The sequence below is a fragment of the Acinetobacter sp. ANC 5600 genome (genome assembly GCF_002018395.1).
Classification (GTDB): Bacteria; Pseudomonadota; Gammaproteobacteria; order Pseudomonadales; family Moraxellaceae; genus Acinetobacter; species Acinetobacter amyesii.
Genome location: NZ_MVKW01000001.1, coordinates 599,030 through 615,386, shown reverse-complemented (window position 1 = coordinate 615,386; position 16,357 = coordinate 599,030). Strand labels below are relative to the sequence as shown.

Here is a 16,357-nt window from a genome sequence, read left to right as displayed (position 1 = left end):
TTAAGTTCAAAGCACTAATGCTGTGTGATATCGCGGCATACGTAAAAATGCACATAACAACAGATCATGTATAACAATGAGGGCGAACGTATGAATGATTATCTGGGTGGTCCGCGTGGCCGTTTTGATGCCATGTATTATTGGGAACAGTTTCACCCCATTTTAAGTGCAGTAGCAATTCTCCTGATAGGTTGGGTCATTGCCTTATTGATTGCTGCTGGCGTCAAAAAAGTTTTGCAAAAATTAGGTACAAATCAAAAACTTTCAAATGCAACTGGGCACCGTTCCAATGTTGAAAATATAGTCTCCAGAGTTGTGTTCTGGATTATTTTGATCATTGCCGTCATTGGTGCACTCAATGTGCTGAATTTGACCAGTGTCAGCGGCCCATTCAGTAATATGATTCAGCAGTTCTTGTTATTTATTCCACAGCTTTTGGCTGCGGTAGCTGTAGGTTTTATTGGCTGGATCGTGGCGAGTTTGGTCAAAGTCGGTTCAAAGAAACTGCTTGATAAAACCCAACTCGATGAAAAACTCAGTTCTGAGGTTGGCGTCAGCCCAATCAGTCAAAATATCAGTGAAATTGTATATTGGCTGATTTTGTTACTTTTCCTACCGATTGTTTTATCGATCTTGGGTTTGAACGGTCTATTGTTCCCAATCCAAAATATGGTCACTGAAGTTGTTTCTTATCTTCCCAATATCTTTATTGCTGGTGTCATCGTCTTTGTGGGTTATATCTTGGCGAAGATTGTACGAGGCATCGTGGAAGGCTTGGTGAACAGTTTAAGCCTACAGCAGCAAGTCGAAAAAGTGGGCATGTTTAAAAATGCAAAACTTGCTCAAGTTTTGGGTAATTTTGTCTTTGCTATAGTTATTATCACGGCTTTAATTGTGGCTTTCGAAGCACTTGGTATCGAGGCGATTTCTCAGCCTGCAACAGCCATGTTACATGAGATCATGTATGCGATACCGAACATCATTGCCGCAGGTTTAATCTTAATCTTGGCCTATGTGGTGTCACGCTTTGTGGCACGTCTAGTGGTGGATGTGATCTCGGGTACAGGTGTTGATGCTGTACCTGAAAAATTAGACATTCAACGCTTTTTGGGCAATACCAAAGTGTCGGATGTGGTCGGTTGCCTGATCGTATTTTTCACCATGCTGTTTGCGGTATCTGAAGCAGCTAATCGTTTGGGCTTTGAGCAAATCAGTGCCTTAATTGCCATGTTTATCCAGTTCGGTGCAAGTATTTTACTTGGTGCCGTGATTTTGGTGGTGGGTTTCTGGCTTGCCAATATTGTGGCAAATGTAGTTCAACGAGGGGAATACAACAGTTCGCGTTGGTTAGGTAATTTGGTTCGTGTGCTGATTATGGGCTTGGTTGTAGCTATGGGCTTGCGTGCCATGGGTATTGCCGACTCGATCGTGAATTTGGCCTTTGGTTTAACTCTCGGTGCGGTTGCAGTTGCTTTCGCTTTGGCCTTTGGTTTAGGTGGTCGCAATCCGGCGGAACGATTGTTATCAGATCTTATTGATAAAGCAAAACGTGAAGCCAACGAACCGAATCCAGTACAGGAACAGGCGAAGGCAAAAACCACCTTTAATACACCTACATCGTCTACAGCGAGTCCAACGCCATCAACATCTGTGATGACTTCTGAAGTGAAAACCGACGATGGCTATCCAAACATTCAACAGGCTGCTCCCGGCGTCAGTGAAAAAGAAACTGCGACGCCAGATCAGTTGGATGTAAACCCAAGTGATCAACCACAAAATAATCCATTTGGATCGACAGGCGAGGCTGAAAAAGAGGTCGATGCACCTTCGGCACCTTTAACCACGCCAAAACCAGATGATCCAAATTAAACTATTCTGTTTTTAAAAAATCGGCCACGTTTATGTGGTCGATTTTAATGCTTTATAAGGAATATTTGTATGGCAAAAACACCGAATAAATTTTTAGCCCCAGTGATTATTGCAGGGATCACAGTTGGTTTTTTGGCGAGTGCACGACGCTTTATTTTTGCAAAATCAAAACGCACTGATTTGGAGCAGACAGAACAATCACCGCTAAACAGTGAAAATAATGATACCAATCAGTCCAAAAATAATGATTGAAATTTACCCGAAAATTGGTATTTTAAGTAATAGTGATATATGGAATATTACTTAAAATATAAAAACTTAGGATTCATATTGCTGTCATGAATGACACTTATGATCCGTGCAAAGGAATGGCAAAATGGGGGTAATTTCAATGCTCAATACTTTAGTATCGACACTCAAACAAACCGCAAGCGTGCAACCACAACATATTTCAGTTGCCGTTGAAAAAATGGATTTGACGATTCAACGAACTTCGACGTCGTCGGTATCATTATTTAAAACCGACTATCTTGAATAAATCAGATCGGGTAAGAAAAAGGGCTGAATGAATCAGCCCTTTTTTATGCAGAGTTCATCTGCGGATTATGATCAACTGATGTTTCTACGTGACATCAGAAGTCCTATTTGATTTAAATAAAAGAATGATACGCGGTAATGTCATCCGCAATTGTTTCAGACAGGATTACATTTAATCAAAAATGTTTTTGCAATACATCGAATCATTTGAAGATAGTGAACGAGTTTTGCGGTGAGGAGCACTGCTCCGCAAGATGGTTTCCTTGCGAAGCTTCGCTTCTCATTTTGCCTAATGAGAAGCGTGCTTCGTAAGAGTACCTCAAGCCGAAGGCTAATTTTTTATTCAATCCTTAGATGTAAGACTCCGTCGAATAGACCTAAAAATCTTTTTTATAAATGTGATATTACTCTTACTGTCGTAACTTTAGTGCTTAATTAACGCTAAGTCGAGATCAGACGTATTCAGAAGCCGCATGTGCAGAAGCCCATGCCCATTGGAAGTTGTATCCACCTAAATGCCCCGTTACATCGAGCACTTCACCAATAAAGTACAAGCCTTTCTGTTTTTTACTTTCCATAGTTTTTGATGAGACTTCAGTGGTATCCACACCACCGAGTGTAACCTCAGCAGTACGATAACCTTCAGTGCCTGATGGTTTCACTTCAAAGCTTTCTAAACGGCTTGCAATGAGTTCTAGTTTTTCATCACTGATATTGCCAATGGCTAATTCAGCTTGTTCAGGCCAAATCAGATTTTGTAATTCCACAACCACGCTTTTCGGTAAGTGTTCATTGAACAGTGTGCGCAGTAACACTTTTGGTTGACTAGATTTCTTAGATTTGAGGAAATCTAAAACATCTAAAGCTGGAAGGAAATTGATATTAAAACGTTGACCGACATCCCAGTAGTTTGAAAGCTGCAATGAGCTTGGGCCACTTAAACCACGGTGAGTAAAGAGTAAAGCCTCAGTAAAACTATTTAACTCATTCGATAACGTCGCTTCAACAGCATTGCCGCTCAAGCGAGTGGTTACTTCTTTAAAACTATCGGAGAAAGTGAAGGGTACTAAGCCTGCACGAGTGGGGTAGACAGAATGTCCAAATTGTTTAGCAATCTCATAGCCAATTCCTGAACCACCTAACGTTGGAATGGACAGACCACCACTGGCAATAACCACCGATTCTGCTTCAAAATAGCCTAGATTGGTTGCCACTTGAAAGCCTTGTTCAGGCAAGGCATTGACTGCTTTTACTTCACAGTTGGTTTTAATATCCACCAAACCCGTTTTGTCACATTCTGCCAATAGCATGGCGAGAATTTCTTTTGCACCATTTTGGGTAAATAACTGCCCATGTTTGCGCTCTTCGTACTCAATGCCATATTCGCAGACCATACCAATGAAGTCCCAGTTGGTATAGCGAGTTAATGCCGAAATAACAAAGTGTGGATTATGTGAAATATAATTTTCTGGTTCGACATACAAATTGGTGAAATTACATTTACCACCACCAGACATCAGGATCTTTTTGCCAACTTTATTGGCTTTTTCAACCACCAAAACTTTGCGTCCACGCTGCGCCGCTTTATATGCCGTCATTAAGCCTGATGCACCAGCACCTAAAACAAGGACATCATATTGATTTTGCGACATGGTAAGTTTCCGCGTGGAAGAAAGGACGCAGGATTATACGCTTTTTAGCGCTTCGGTTGAACCTTTCAGGCGACCTTGTAGGCCACCAGTATGAATCACTAAAACACGTTGATGGCTTGTAATTTGACCCCGCTCAATCATGCAGAAAATACCTCGCAGCATTTTAGCCGTATAAACCTGTTCTAATGGGATCGCATAGCGATGTTCAAAGTCATGCATAAACTGTAAAAGTTCCGGCGTTGTTTTGGCATAGCCGCCACAGCAAAATTCATCACTGATGTTCCAATTGGTTTTCTGCGTCAACTGAGCAACATCGTCGCAAAGAAAATTGCCTTTGAGCGCTGAAAAACCAAGTACATGTTGATGTTCAGCACTGGCTTCAATCAAGCCTGTTATGGTTCCACCTGTGCCGACTGCACAGCAGATGAGATCAAAATTTTGTTGATTTTCATGGCTTAAGATTTCTGTACAGCCACGGATAGCCAACGCATTGGTTCCACCTTCAGGAATGACATAATGTTCGGGATATTTCTGTCGTAATTGCGCTAAAGCGTCAACTTGTTTCATTTCCCGATACTGTTGGCGTGTGACAAAACTGAGCTGCATACCAAACTGTTGGGCGGTGGCTAAAGTAGGATTTCGGGATTGATGTTGTAATTCTTCTCCACGAATGATGCCTAGACTACCGAATCCAAATAAATGTGCAGCATATGCTGTGGCTGCAATGTGATTTGAATAAGCACCACCAAAGCTAAGCACCTGTTTAAACCCTAATTTCTGCGCCTCAATAAAATTATATTTGAGTTTATAAAATTTATTGCCTGATATTTGTGGGTGTACCAAGTCCAAACGCTTAATACACAAATCAACCCCTTGATATTGAATAGTCTGCTCAGGAATGGCGTGGGCGATAGATTCAAACATGTTGGTAATCGTTATCTTGGTGGTTAGAGTTCAAATAGGTAGGCATTGTAAAACGGGAGGTGCAGAAGATAAAATCCTTTGCATCTTGGTCAGTTCAACTCTGCTTATAGCACTTCACTGTCGATATCTGCTAACTAGCAACATCAACGGAGGTGACGACAGACATACCGGGTCTTAAGTTTTCCAAACCTTGTTGATTGGGATCAATTGCAATTTTCACGGCGATGCGTTGCACGACTTTAGTGAAATTTCCTGTGGCATTGTCAGGTTTCAATACACTAAATTCAGAACCAGCCGCAGGGGAGATTTGCTCAACTTTGCCGTAAAATTTTTGATGTTTCATGCCATCGACGCTGAACCAAGCTTTTTGACCAATATGCATATCTGCAATTTGCGTTTCTTTAAAGTTAGCTGTCACCCAGCGCTGCTGTGGAATTAAATACATCAGTTGAGAGCCTGCCGCAACATATTGACCAATACGCGGGCTGACTTCGCCAAGTTGACCATCCATAGGTGCCACAATCGTGCTGTAGTCTTTAGTGGTCACTGCCTGATCAAATTGTGCTTTGGCACTATTCACTTGCGCTTTAAGCCCTGTCGCTGCAACTTGTGCAGTTTTGAATGATTCTTTGGCAACTAGTAAATTGGCTTCTGCTTGATGAAGTTGGGCCAAACTATTTTTAGCGTCTGCAATCGCTTTATCTTGTTCTGATTTCGATGCAGCGCCAGTATTGCCGAGTTGTTGGTAGCGCGTCATTTGTGCAAGAGCTAATTCATAGGCCGCACGTGATTGGTCCACTTTCGCTTCGGCTGCCGTAATATCTGCTCTGCGTTGTTCAATGGCCTGGCTTTGATTGGCAAGTGAGTTCTGTGCTTGTTCCACCCCAGATTCAGCCTGTGTGACTTTTTGATCATAGGTCGTTGCATCGATATGCATAAGCACTTGACCTTTTTTCACATGATCAAAATCCGTCACCAAAACATCTTTCACATAACCATTAATTTGTGATGAAAGCACCGTGGTTTTGCCTTTGACATAGCTATTTTCAGTCGACTCGATACTGTTATGAAATGGACCAATCCGCCACGCCCATAAGATCAGCGCAATTCCCAACAAGAGGATGATCAACATGAAAATCAGGGTATGCTGCGGCGTAGAAATAATCTTGCTCGATGGCGCAGGCATAGCGGTTGCTGTTTGTGGTTGCTGCGGTGCTGCTTGCTCAGTGGGTTTATGGTCTTCGGTCATGTTGTTCTCAATATCGATTAGGTCATTTGGCGGTTGCTTATGTTGTTTAAGTCGGGAAAATTTTAACTACTATCCGTGCGTTGCTGTTGGCGTAATTGATATTTATTTTTGCCCATCAGCAATAAACCCCAAAGCAACAATAAAACGGCGAATATGCCATTTAAAAAAATCACATCGTTATAGGCTCGAACTTGGGCTTCTCGAGTGATGGTTTGATTAAGGCTACGTATGGCTTGTTGTTGATCTAAATTAGGGTCTAAAGAATATTGATGCGCACTTTGCGCCAATTGTTGTAGGCGCTGTTCCACTATAGGTGAGGTTTGCGATAAATCATTATAAATCTGTGCCTGATAGGTTTGGGTACGCATTTGCTGATAGGTCGAAAAGAACGATGATCCGACCAATCCCCCAAAGGTTTGCGTTGCAGAAAACAGCACGATAAACGTCACCATGTGCGATGGGCCTTTTTGTAAAGCACTGACAATGCCTGTAAGCAAAAGTGGGCCAATAAACATGCCACTGGCAAAGCCCACCAAAAACTGACTCCAATAAAAATCATGCGGTCGAACATCACTGGTCAGGTGATAATCCAGTGCACAGGCAAAGAGCACGAGACCTGCTGCACCGAGCAGATGAAGCACAATTTTTTCTTTGGAAAAGGTCAGGGCACTAAACACTGTTCCTAAGACAATCCCGATCAGCACGACGGTATAAAAGGAAACAAATTGGTCGGGTCCCATGCCCATGGTTTTCAAAAAATTCACGGCTGCATAGCTTTGTTCTGACATGAGGAAGCGAATGGCAAAGGCACCGATAATAAAACTCACGGTAGACGATGTTCCGAGCCAGCGTGTGACAATCAGGGGATTGACCCGAAAATGTTCATAGGTCAGGCCGACAACTAAAAGAATCAAAGCGGCGATGAGTAAATAGGCCAACCATTCAGCCTCAAACCACCAAAGAATCGGGCCTTGAGTTAGCACGATACATAGCAAAGCAAAGCCGGGTGCTAATAATGCAAAGGTGAATAAATCTTGCTTTTCAAACACTTCGATACGTAGGCTTCGTGGCAGTTTTAGAGAGACCACCATCGCCAAACAACATAAGGCAAGTCCTAATTCAAAGGTGTAAAAAATAGACCAATCGTTGACATCGACCAGATAAGGCGACATGATCCAGGCCAGCGGAATCCCCAACTGCTGAAAGCCCAAAGCTAGATAAAGCCCACGACCAAAATGAGCACGTTTAAACGCTTGCATGATGTAATACATCCCAAGCGAACTGAGTGGAGCTGCAAGTAAGCCGCTAATCACCCGTGCAAAAATTGCCATTTCATAGGTATGGACGAATAAATGCAGCACCATCACCGCGATAAATAAAACCAAACCAATTTCTGAAAATAGCCTAAGTCCATATTGTTGACGGGCTTTAAATAAGATCAGGTTAGAGCTGACATTTGCCATAACAAATGCCGCAGGAATCCATGCCGCTTCTGAAGGCGTTAAACCATATTCACCTTGTAGAAGGGGTAAATTTGCCGTGATAAATCCATTACTTAAACTCCCCGAGATCGCAACAAATAAACCGATAAAGAAGTATAAAAATCGCTTATAGGTGGGATGTGCAATGGCAGCCGGAGAGCCGGGCAAAGTCGGTTTTTCTTCGGGTGTCCAATCCGGAGCAGGTTCCAATAAACGTGGAGATTTGGACATGACGTATTACCCGCAAATACCATGTAGTAAAAATTCCACGGCACGTTTGGCGAGTTTTTCCTGATCTGCTTCGGTATGGCCTTGCAAAGCTGCCCGCAAAATAGAGGTGACCATGGCATAGTCCGCCGGTTTAAAGTCTGCTCGGCAGCGACCATTTTGAATGGCCTGATCAATCATCGGTTGCAATATGGCATCACGTCGTTGGTATATTTCAACCATGGCGGGATCATTCCGATCGATCACACGCCAATATTCCATTAAAGCCGTGAGATAGGGAATATTATAAATATGGTCTTGAATGAGGCGAATAAATCCATCATCGAACTGTGCATAATTAAGCGCACGCTGTTCAAGTCGGTTCAAGGCAGCTTGCATTAAGGCGAGTACCAACTCACGACGGTCATTAAAATTACGATAAAACGTCGCACGTCCAACTTGAGCCTGATCCATGATGAGTTGTAGAGGCGCATTGATTCCGTGAATACGGAATACCTCAATCGCAGCTTCTAAAAGGATTTCACGATTTTGTGCAGCGAGTTGTTGACGTGTGGACATTATTCTTTGACAGCATCATTTTAAATTTATCTAGATATTAAACGGACAAAAGTGTCCGAAGTAAAATCGTATTCGATAGCAGTTTTGTAACTTGTCTTCTATGTAGTTAAATAAAATGAATCAATTATTTATTTTTAAAAGGAAATATTTTTCTATCGGCATCAATCTGCATCCGCATTGGAAAGACCGTCGAGACATAATTACTGACAATTGACCCTAAATCGGCAGATAAATAAGGTGAATATCTGCACAAAAATGCTATGCTGAATTTATAAACAAGATAATTATAAAAATGGAGGGCGTCCAATGCGCAAATTAAGTCGGGCTGTGCTGCCTATGCTGTGCCTGTGCAGTTTTTGGATGGTTGGCTGTGATACGACAGACGAATTGCATCGTCCTCAAAATGAACATCGCACCATGATCATTGGCGGTGTCCCTGTAAATGACCATGACTATAAATTACCGCGTGACGATGTTGCGCTCAATGAAGCCGCTGCAGATGACGATTAGCAGATAGATCCGTAAAAAAATTAGGGTGGACATACTGTCAGTACACGGTAGTGAGACGTGACATGTAAAGAGTCACAGATGCAGTGTGCTACGTCAGATGTGTGAACATTTTGAAGTAGACGTCTTACTTCTGCAGTTTAGTTTGTTGGATTAAAGCCTTACAAACATTTAAAAAGGCTCTGTACTCGCCCAGTATGCCCGAACTGGAATGAACCGTGGTTCAAATGCTTAAATCAGGTCAATCTATCAGGTCTATTTGCCAATTGGATGCCTGAATTTCTAAGTTATTTTGTCTAAGTTGCTGACTAATGCTATCGGCCTGTTTCTGTAAATCTGCCACTGCAATGGTTTTAATCCAACGGATTTCACTCGAGCTATAACGACCATTTTCACGGCGTGAGCTGTCAATCGCTTGTTGCAAGATACGATGCTGTTGGGTCAATAAATCACGTTCATTGAGCACTGAAAGCATGCAGCGTCCTGAACTGGTTTTAGCCTGTGCGTTGGTGGCGTGAATCTTTTCAATTAAGCCATAAAGTTCTGTATTTACGGCAAATGCTTCTTGAATTAAAGCATTCGGTTTTTCGCTAGGTGCATCACCTTCTTGAATGAGCACGTTGTTATTGATTCGTTGTTGCAGCGAGGCCAATTTAGTTTGTAAGTCACTGCGTAAAAGTAGGGCTTCGGCTAATTTCATTGTCTTGATATTAATTTGTACTTTTAGCGATCATGCGATGGATTAATGCGGTATTCAAGTTATTTATAGTGAAAAATTTGGTCAATTAAAATAAACACTGCAAATTATAGGGAGAAATTCAGAGATTCTGTCTGTAAAATTGCCACGAATTTAAGTGAAAACGGTGTGACAGTGGAATCATTTTGGATATTAGGCTCGATTGCGGCAGCACTATTACTTGGTGCAATGAGCCCGGGGCCAACGTCAATTTATGTGGCGAAGAATTCCATTGCGATTTCACGTAAACACGGTTTATTTACTGCACTTGGTACAGGATTGGGCGCTGCAATATTTGGGCTTTTAGCGGTATTGGGTTTGCAGGCATTTTTATTGGCTGTACCTTCTGCATATTTGGCCTTGAAAATTTGTGGTGGTTTATACCTGCTTTGGATGGCATTTAAAATTATAAAACATGCCAAAGAACCGATTGAAGCTGGTGATGCCAGCAGCTCGCAAATGTCACTCCGTCGTGCCTTTACCACTGGTTTAATTACCCAGTTGTCGAATCCGAAAATTGCAATTGTGTTAGCCAGTATTTTTACGGCACTTTTACCGAAAGACATTCCGACTTATTTTTACTTTGTACTGCCAGTTTTGTGTTTCTTTATCGATGCAGGGTGGTGCTCATTGGTCGCTGTGGCTTTGTCAGCAGAAAAACCACGTAAAGTCTATTTGAAGTTTAAAGCGGGTTTTGATCGGGCAGCTGGGGCAGTGATGACAGTGCTGGGTTTAAAGTTGATTTTTGGGATGAAGTAAAAATAATAGATAAAGGGCCTTCATTGATGAAGGCTTTTTTATGTCGATGAGAACGTACTCAAAATTTTAAAGCGAGAATGGTATTTATCACTTAACCACAGGTTTATTAGTTGCCAATACCAAAAGTATGTTGTTAAAGAGTTGCTGTAATGGAAAATTGCCTTTAGAAAAATTGGCAACACATCATTTTAAATTTGCTGAGTTTGAAAAAGCGTATGATGTGTTTAAGCATACGGCTGATGAAAATGATGATTGAAGTGGTTTGATGTTTTAATCAATGCTTTGATTTTGTAATGAAGACTCCCTCTCCCTATGGCAGAGGGTTGGGGTGAGGGTGTTCTGATATTTAGGTACATTTGCTTTACTTTTGTCAGGGCAAAAGTAACAAAACCCCTTTGTTCGTAAGAGGTTACTTCCGTGTGCTCCTAACGAATGGGCGAAATCCATGTCGCAAGGCATTTGATTAAGTATCTTTAAGTTTTTTAAAATAACTTTAGTTCTATAAAAAGGAGTACGTTGATAATAAAAATTTACTAAAATAAGAGTAGTTTTGTTTTTAGTTAATTAAATTGAGTAAGTGAGGCTCAGTTTAGTTATAGAACGACGTATTAAGACGTGTTCTTACCTAAAGTGCATTCAAATTATTCTTCGTACAATTACAATAAATTAATAAAAATATTAAGGTGTCGAATAATGTTAATTCAGGTGCAACAAAAAATTGAGGGAATATTTCAGCAGTTAAATAGAAGTCAAAAATTCTATTTGATAGGGTGTATGTTAGCTTTAAATACATTTTTTTGGTATCTGATGCCAACGAATGATTTTTTCAAAATTAGTTTGTTTCTTCTAAGTGTATGTTGGGCTGGAGGTATAACATCTGACTTTTTATACTGTTATCATAAAGCATGGGGAACAATATTAGGTAAAGTTATTCTTGTTGCTATATATGCATTATTAACAAACATTACATATGGTTTTGCAGATCAACTTGTTAATCACATTGTCGGATATGAATCTAATGGATTGAATAGAGTCACGAGTTTTGTGGCTATAATGATAATTCCTATAGTTTTTATTTTAGTTACATTCATCGTATTTCTACTTCTTATATTTCTAAGTCAATTTTATATGATGTACGTAATTTGGGCTAAAGAAAGAGATGATTTAAAAGAAAGCTATTCTGGATGGAGCTGTGCAGCTAGATTTTTAATATATCCTTTTATCTTTATGCTTTTATTTACCTTTGGAGATAAATATAAAGATAAATATTCAAACTTTATTTCTGAAATGGCCCAATCATATATTTATGCTTTTGAAGCAAAGAAGTTTTCAAGATGCATCACTCCAAAAGATAGTAAAGTAATAGCAGTTTCAAGTGATGAAATTATACTTGTGACTAAAAAAGATGATAACTATAGCTTTGTGCCTATGCTTTGTGATCCAATCTTGAAGAAATAATATTTATAAAAAAGCCCCTACAACGTAGAGGCTTTTTCTTATCTTAATCTTAAAAGTTAAGACACTTTATCACCAGCTTTAGCACCAGTTTCAGGTGAAATCACCCAAACACCATCGCCATTACCCGCAGCTAAAACCATACCGTTAGAAATACCAAAACGCATCTTACGCGGTGCAAGGTTAGCTACCATGACCACCAATTTGCCTTTAAGGTCTTCAGGTTGGTAGAACTCACGGATACCGCTAAATACGTTACGCGGTTCAGCTTCACCAACATTTAAAGTCAATTGAAGCAGTTTATCCGAACCTTCGACGTGAGCAGCTTCAAGAACTTCAGCCACACGCAAGTCAACTTTCATAAAGTCTTCGATACCGATAATTTCAGCTTCGCCGACTTTAGGCTCAGGTTTCTTTTCAGCTTTCTTCTCTTTTTTCTTCTCAGCTTTTGGTGCTTCCGCAGGTGCAGCTAAAGAGTCTTTAGACGCATCAACCATAGCAGCAACAGCTTTTGGATCTACACGCTGCATCAATGGTTGGAATTGAGCAATTTCATGATCCACCAAAATAGTTTTACCAGACGCAAAGTCGAAAGATTCTAATTTTAAGAAGCTTTGAACTTCTGCTGCCAAGGTAGGAAGTACTGGTGCAAGGTAAACAGCCAATTGACGGAATAGGTTAATACCAACAGAACATACGTCGTGAACTTGTTGTTCTTCACCTTCAATTTTCGCTAAAGCCCAAGGCTTTTTCTCGTCGATATATTGGTTGGCTTTGTCCGCAAGCGCCATGATTTCACGGATGGCTGCAGAGAACTCACGTGCTTCATATTGAGCAGCGATTGAAGCGCCTGCATCAATAAAGCTTTGTACCAATTCAGGCTCTGCACACGTTGCAGAAAGTTTGTTATCAAACTTAGTATTGATGAATTTCGCACAACGACTTGCAATGTTGACCACTTTACCCACTAAGTCAGAGTTTACTTTCTGAACGAAATCATCAAGGTTCAAGTCAGAATCTTCAACTTTGTCAGAAAGCTTAGATGCAAAGTAGTAACGTAAATATTCAGGGTTTAAATGCTCTAAGTATGTTTCCGCTTTAATGAACGTACCGCGAGATTTAGACATCTTCTGACCATTTACAGTCAAGAAACCGTTGACGAATAAGCTTGTTGGGGTGCGGTAGTTTGCACCTTCAAGCATTGCAGGCCAGAACAACGCGTGGAAGTAAACGATGTCTTTACCAATGAAGTGATAGACTTCATTTTTAGAATCTTTTTTCCAGTAGTCGTCAAAGCTTAGGTCAGGACGTTTAGTCTTGATGTAGTTTTCAAAGCTCGACATATAGCCGATTGGCGCATCAACCCAAACGTAGAAGTATTTGTTTGGCGCATCAGGAATTTCAAAACCGAAATAAGGCGCATCACGTGAAATATCCCAGTCAGAAAGACCAGCTTCAAACCATTCATCCAGTTTGTTGGCAATTGACACAGGCAGACGACCTTCGTCACGTGTCCATTTTTGCAGGTATTCACCAAAGTTCGGCAGTTTAAAGAAGTAGTGATCTGAAGATTTTTCTACAGGTGTCGCACCGCTCAAAGTCGATTTTGGATTGAGTAATTCAGTTGCGTTGTATGTTGTACCACACACTTCACATGAGTCGCCGTATTGGTCTTCCGCTTTACATTTCGGGCATGTACCTTTAATGAAACGATCCGACAAGAACATTGCTTTTTCAGGGTCAAACAATTGCGTCACAGGGCGTACAGCAATGTTGTCCGCTTCACGGTTCTTAATGTAAATCTCTGAAGCGCGTGCTTGGTTTTCAGGGCTATTAGTTGAGTCGTAATGGTCAAAGTCAACTCTAAAGCCAGCAAAGTCACGTTCATGTTCTTTTTGCACATTGGCAATTTGCTGTTCAGGCGAAATACCATTGGCTTCCGCACGTAGCATAATCGCTGTGCCGTGAGCATCATCCGCACATACATAAGTCACGTTATGACCCATTGCACGCATGGCACGAACCCAAATATCAGCTTGGATATAACCGAGTAAATGACCCATATGAATTGGGCCATTCGCGTATGGAAGGGCGTTAGTAACTAAAATATTACGCACGGATATGACTCTCTCATTCGTATTTATGCAATGGGCTGTAATTTTACATGAGATAGCCAGTACTTGCACAAGGGAATAGGTGAAATCTTTGCAAAAGTAAAAAAATCTATATTGCTGACACAATTACAGTGATAATAGGGCATAACTGTGATGCCTAAGAGTAACAAGCCCATGTATGAAGATGACTATGAAGACGATCAGCCAATCACTCGTATTCCTCAAAATGAACAGCGTCATAAATTGGGGCATCACATTATTAAAGATGCGCAGCAATATTTAGAACAGATTTCTGCAGATGAGCATGCTTTACTGATTCAAACCCTGCGTCATTTGGCACAAGATGAGCCTTATTTCGATATTTTGGCCGATGAACTAGATCAGCCTATAGAAATGAAAGTAGCGAATGATGCTTTAAATTTATTGTATTTTTGGCAACTGCTTCATCAACATGAAGATCAAAAACAGTTTCATTTACTCGATGCGATTAACACCGAGTTTTTTCAGACAGAAATGTTGAAAGCCTTTGATGCCTTAGAGATTGGTGAAAATAAAGCGCAACGTCGTTTGGTTCTACTTGAAGCTTTTAAACTGTATAAGCTGAATTTCCATGCCGGTTGTATCCCTGTCTTGTATGCACAGTTAGAAGGCATTTTAACTGATGTACTGATTCAAACGGGCTTTTTAAAGCAGAGCGGTACCAAGTTTGTCGATGTCTATAAAATTGTACCGGGGCTTAAAGGCAGCGAAATTAAAAGCCTGTGGCACAAATCTAAAATTGCTAATGAGTTGAATCCGTATTTTGCCGAATTGGCAGCCTATCAAATGGATAGCAGCTCTACTGTAGCCATGACCCGCCATAATATTTTGCATGGGACCGACGTCGCGCATTTTAATCAGGGACGGAGTTTCATCCTGTTTATTTGGCTGTTTTCCGCAGTAAGCTTTATGAGCACGGTCAGCAAATAATCTTTTTATGTAGCGGTAAAGTGCGTCATTAGGGGCTTTACCGTTATTCCTTTTGCTTAATTTAGATTGATGAATATCAATACAATAAAAATAGCCTTTATATTTTTCAATGATTTAATACATTTAAACTCGGATCAATTTTAACTCCTAACCTTATGCCAAAAAGCATAAATGCAACGTCATGTAGCTCAATTGTTTCTAAATGCATATTTTTAAGGTCATCCCGTCAAAGCACGTTATAACTATTGTTAGACAATAACAGAGAAGAGGCGAGAACGATGACAACTGAAAATAAAATTGATCAATTGAAAGATAAGGCGTCAGAGTTGGGTGATGATCTAAAGCTCAAAGCCAAAGAGGCTCAACTTGAAGGTGAAAAAGCACTCGATGGTACAAAGCATAAAGTTGAAGAACTCAAGCTTGAGGGTGAAAAAACCTTAAATGACGCCAAACATGAACATGCAGAACAGCATGCTGAAACCAAAGACCGTCTAGAGCAGTTAAAAGCAGAAGCGAGTCATAAATTTGATGAAGCCAAAGTCAAAGCTTCCGAACTTAAACATGAGGCTGTGGAAAAATTTGATGAACTCAAAGTGCAGGCGACAGTGAAATTTGACGAGTTAAAAAAGAAAGCCACTGACACACTGCATAAGTTTAAAAAAGATGACCAAGCTTAATTAGGTTTGATGAAAAAAGCCGTTCTATAAAGAGCGGCTTTTTTAGGTTTTATTGTTTTAATCCATCCAAATTTTCAGTCTTAATATTTTTGACTTGATCATCGACTACGGTAATTACGTAGCGCATATTGGCAATTTCATAGGTGTAATCTACCGCCAATTTTGCAGGCTGATTTTTCTCTTGCAGCGGATAGGACACCATTTTCATCGGAGAAGCTTGCATACGCGAGCGCATGAGATCGATGCTATCACCAATCGCTACAGTTTGTCGGTCAGGTGTTTGAATGGCTTCAGTCGCAATTTCTGCATAGGCTGCTGAAGTCAGGAGCATCAAGGCACATAAAGCCGTTTTATACATATTCTTCTTATACACAGTCTTCTGATACATCGTCATCCCCATTTTAAAAACTAAAAAGCACAAAATGTGCCTTTAGATTGCACATCCATCGCTATGATTATTCTGTTGAAACGATTGAAATATAAACTGAAATTACGCTGTAAAAGTATGGTTGATATGTAATCAATTTAAAATTTTATGGCTTTGGTTTAGCCGCATAGATCAACTACACGGGCATTTTAAGTGGCGCACGCTTGAAAACTTGTTTGAAAGCTGACTAAATTACTCAACTTTATAAGCTTATA

16 protein-coding genes are annotated in these 16,357 nt (G+C 40.6%); 8 read left to right on the top strand and 8 right to left on the bottom strand.

Going from position 1 to position 16,357, the window contains the following annotated elements:
* Positions 1-90 precede the first annotated feature (90 nt).
* From B1201_RS03070 to B1201_RS16925, 3 genes are all read left to right on the top strand, one after another.
* Positions 91-1,869, top strand: coding sequence for a mechanosensitive ion channel (locus tag B1201_RS03070; RefSeq protein ID WP_078192281.1), 1,779 nt, complete (start codon positions 91-93; stop codon positions 1,867-1,869).
* 69 nt (positions 1,870-1,938) lie between these two features.
* Complete coding sequence (locus B1201_RS03065) at positions 1,939-2,121, top strand: hypothetical protein (RefSeq protein WP_078192280.1); 183 nt, start codon at positions 1,939-1,941, stop codon at positions 2,119-2,121.
* A gap of 124 nt (positions 2,122-2,245) precedes the next feature.
* Positions 2,246-2,407, top strand: coding sequence for a hypothetical protein (locus B1201_RS16925; RefSeq protein WP_162689753.1), 162 nt, complete (start codon positions 2,246-2,248; stop codon positions 2,405-2,407).
* Between the two features lie 451 nt (positions 2,408-2,858).
* Here the strand turns inward: B1201_RS16925 and B1201_RS03060 are convergent, their stop codons facing one another.
* From B1201_RS03060 to B1201_RS03040, 5 genes are all read right to left on the bottom strand, one after another.
* On the bottom strand, positions 2,859-4,058 hold the full coding sequence (locus B1201_RS03060; RefSeq protein ID WP_078192279.1) for an NAD(P)/FAD-dependent oxidoreductase: 1,200 nt from the start codon (positions 4,056-4,058) through the stop codon (positions 2,859-2,861).
* 33 nt (positions 4,059-4,091) lie between these two features.
* A complete protein-coding gene (locus tag B1201_RS03055; protein WP_078192278.1) occupies positions 4,092-4,982 on the bottom strand; it encodes a 1-aminocyclopropane-1-carboxylate deaminase/D-cysteine desulfhydrase in 891 nt (296 codons plus the stop codon).
* Positions 4,983-5,112: 130 nt separating this feature from the next.
* Positions 5,113-6,231, bottom strand: a complete 1,119-nt coding sequence (locus B1201_RS03050) for an HlyD family secretion protein (RefSeq protein ID WP_078192277.1) — start codon at positions 6,229-6,231, stop codon at positions 5,113-5,115.
* Positions 6,232-6,293: 62 nt separating this feature from the next.
* Positions 6,294-7,943: an MFS transporter gene (locus tag B1201_RS03045; protein WP_078192276.1), complete on the bottom strand. Its 1,650-nt coding sequence runs from the start codon at positions 7,941-7,943 to the stop codon at positions 6,294-6,296.
* 6 nt (positions 7,944-7,949) lie between these two features.
* Positions 7,950-8,498, bottom strand: coding sequence for a TetR/AcrR family transcriptional regulator (locus B1201_RS03040; RefSeq protein WP_078192275.1), 549 nt, complete (start codon positions 8,496-8,498; stop codon positions 7,950-7,952).
* A 306-nt stretch (positions 8,499-8,804) separates the two neighbouring features.
* On the opposite strand from B1201_RS03040, the gene B1201_RS03035 reads away from it, so the two are divergent.
* A complete protein-coding gene (locus B1201_RS03035; protein WP_078192274.1) occupies positions 8,805-9,008 on the top strand; it encodes an NF038215 family lipoprotein in 204 nt (67 codons plus the stop codon).
* Positions 9,009-9,246: 238 nt separating this feature from the next.
* Here B1201_RS03035 and B1201_RS03030 read toward each other — a convergent pair whose 3' ends face one another.
* The gene (locus tag B1201_RS03030; protein ID WP_078192273.1) at positions 9,247-9,705 is read right to left on the bottom strand and encodes a DIP1984 family protein; all 459 of its coding nucleotides are present in this window, start codon (positions 9,703-9,705) and stop codon (positions 9,247-9,249) included.
* Between the two features lie 171 nt (positions 9,706-9,876).
* Between B1201_RS03030 and B1201_RS03025 the strand changes: the two genes are divergently transcribed.
* Together B1201_RS03025 and B1201_RS03015 are read left to right on the top strand one after the other, a co-directional pair.
* Positions 9,877-10,500, top strand: a complete 624-nt coding sequence (locus B1201_RS03025; protein ID WP_078192408.1) for a LysE family translocator — start codon at positions 9,877-9,879, stop codon at positions 10,498-10,500.
* Between the two features lie 693 nt (positions 10,501-11,193).
* Positions 11,194-11,958 (top strand): hypothetical protein, encoded by a 765-nt coding sequence (locus tag B1201_RS03015; protein WP_078192272.1) that lies wholly within the window; start codon positions 11,194-11,196, stop codon positions 11,956-11,958.
* A gap of 56 nt (positions 11,959-12,014) precedes the next feature.
* Here the strand turns inward: B1201_RS03015 and metG are convergent, their stop codons facing one another.
* Positions 12,015-14,072 (bottom strand): methionine--tRNA ligase, encoded by a 2,058-nt coding sequence (gene metG, locus B1201_RS03010; protein ID WP_078192271.1) that lies wholly within the window; start codon positions 14,070-14,072, stop codon positions 12,015-12,017.
* 171 nt (positions 14,073-14,243) lie between these two features.
* Here metG and B1201_RS03005 point away from each other — a divergent pair, with 171 nt between their 5' ends.
* Together B1201_RS03005 and B1201_RS03000 are read left to right on the top strand one after the other, a co-directional pair.
* Positions 14,244-15,038, top strand: a complete 795-nt coding sequence (locus B1201_RS03005) for a hypothetical protein (RefSeq protein ID WP_078192270.1) — start codon at positions 14,244-14,246, stop codon at positions 15,036-15,038.
* Between the two features lie 278 nt (positions 15,039-15,316).
* A complete protein-coding gene (locus B1201_RS03000) occupies positions 15,317-15,715 on the top strand; it encodes a hypothetical protein (protein WP_078192269.1) in 399 nt (132 codons plus the stop codon).
* Between the two features lie 49 nt (positions 15,716-15,764).
* Here the strand turns inward: B1201_RS03000 and B1201_RS02995 are convergent, their stop codons facing one another.
* Entirely contained in the window at positions 15,765-16,103 is a 339-nt protein-coding gene (locus B1201_RS02995; protein ID WP_143221647.1) for a hypothetical protein, read from the bottom strand.
* Positions 16,104-16,357 lie beyond the last annotated feature (254 nt).

Coding starts and splice junctions, on each gene's coding strand:
- B1201_RS03070 (WP_078192281.1), top strand. CDS start 91: ATGAATGATTATCTGGGTGGTCCGCGTGGCCGTTTTGATGCCATGTAT.
- B1201_RS03065 (WP_078192280.1), top strand. CDS start 1,939: ATGGCAAAAACACCGAATAAATTTTTAGCCCCAGTGATTATTGCAGGG.
- B1201_RS16925 (WP_162689753.1), top strand. CDS start 2,246: ATGGGGGTAATTTCAATGCTCAATACTTTAGTATCGACACTCAAACAA.
- B1201_RS03060 (WP_078192279.1), bottom strand. CDS start 4,058: ATGTCGCAAAATCAATATGATGTCCTTGTTTTAGGTGCTGGTGCATCA.
- B1201_RS03055 (WP_078192278.1), bottom strand. CDS start 4,982: ATGTTTGAATCTATCGCCCACGCCATTCCTGAGCAGACTATTCAATAT.
- B1201_RS03050 (WP_078192277.1), bottom strand. CDS start 6,231: ATGACCGAAGACCATAAACCCACTGAGCAAGCAGCACCGCAGCAACCA.
- B1201_RS03045 (WP_078192276.1), bottom strand. CDS start 7,943: ATGTCCAAATCTCCACGTTTATTGGAACCTGCTCCGGATTGGACACCC.
- B1201_RS03040 (WP_078192275.1), bottom strand. CDS start 8,498: ATGTCCACACGTCAACAACTCGCTGCACAAAATCGTGAAATCCTTTTA.
- B1201_RS03035 (WP_078192274.1), top strand. CDS start 8,805: ATGCGCAAATTAAGTCGGGCTGTGCTGCCTATGCTGTGCCTGTGCAGT.
- B1201_RS03030 (WP_078192273.1), bottom strand. CDS start 9,705: ATGAAATTAGCCGAAGCCCTACTTTTACGCAGTGACTTACAAACTAAA.
- B1201_RS03015 (WP_078192272.1), top strand. CDS start 11,194: ATGTTAATTCAGGTGCAACAAAAAATTGAGGGAATATTTCAGCAGTTA.
- B1201_RS03005 (WP_078192270.1), top strand. CDS start 14,244: ATGTATGAAGATGACTATGAAGACGATCAGCCAATCACTCGTATTCCT.
- B1201_RS03000 (WP_078192269.1), top strand. CDS start 15,317: ATGACAACTGAAAATAAAATTGATCAATTGAAAGATAAGGCGTCAGAG.
- B1201_RS02995 (WP_143221647.1), bottom strand. CDS start 16,103: ATGTATCAGAAGACTGTGTATAAGAAGAATATGTATAAAACGGCTTTA.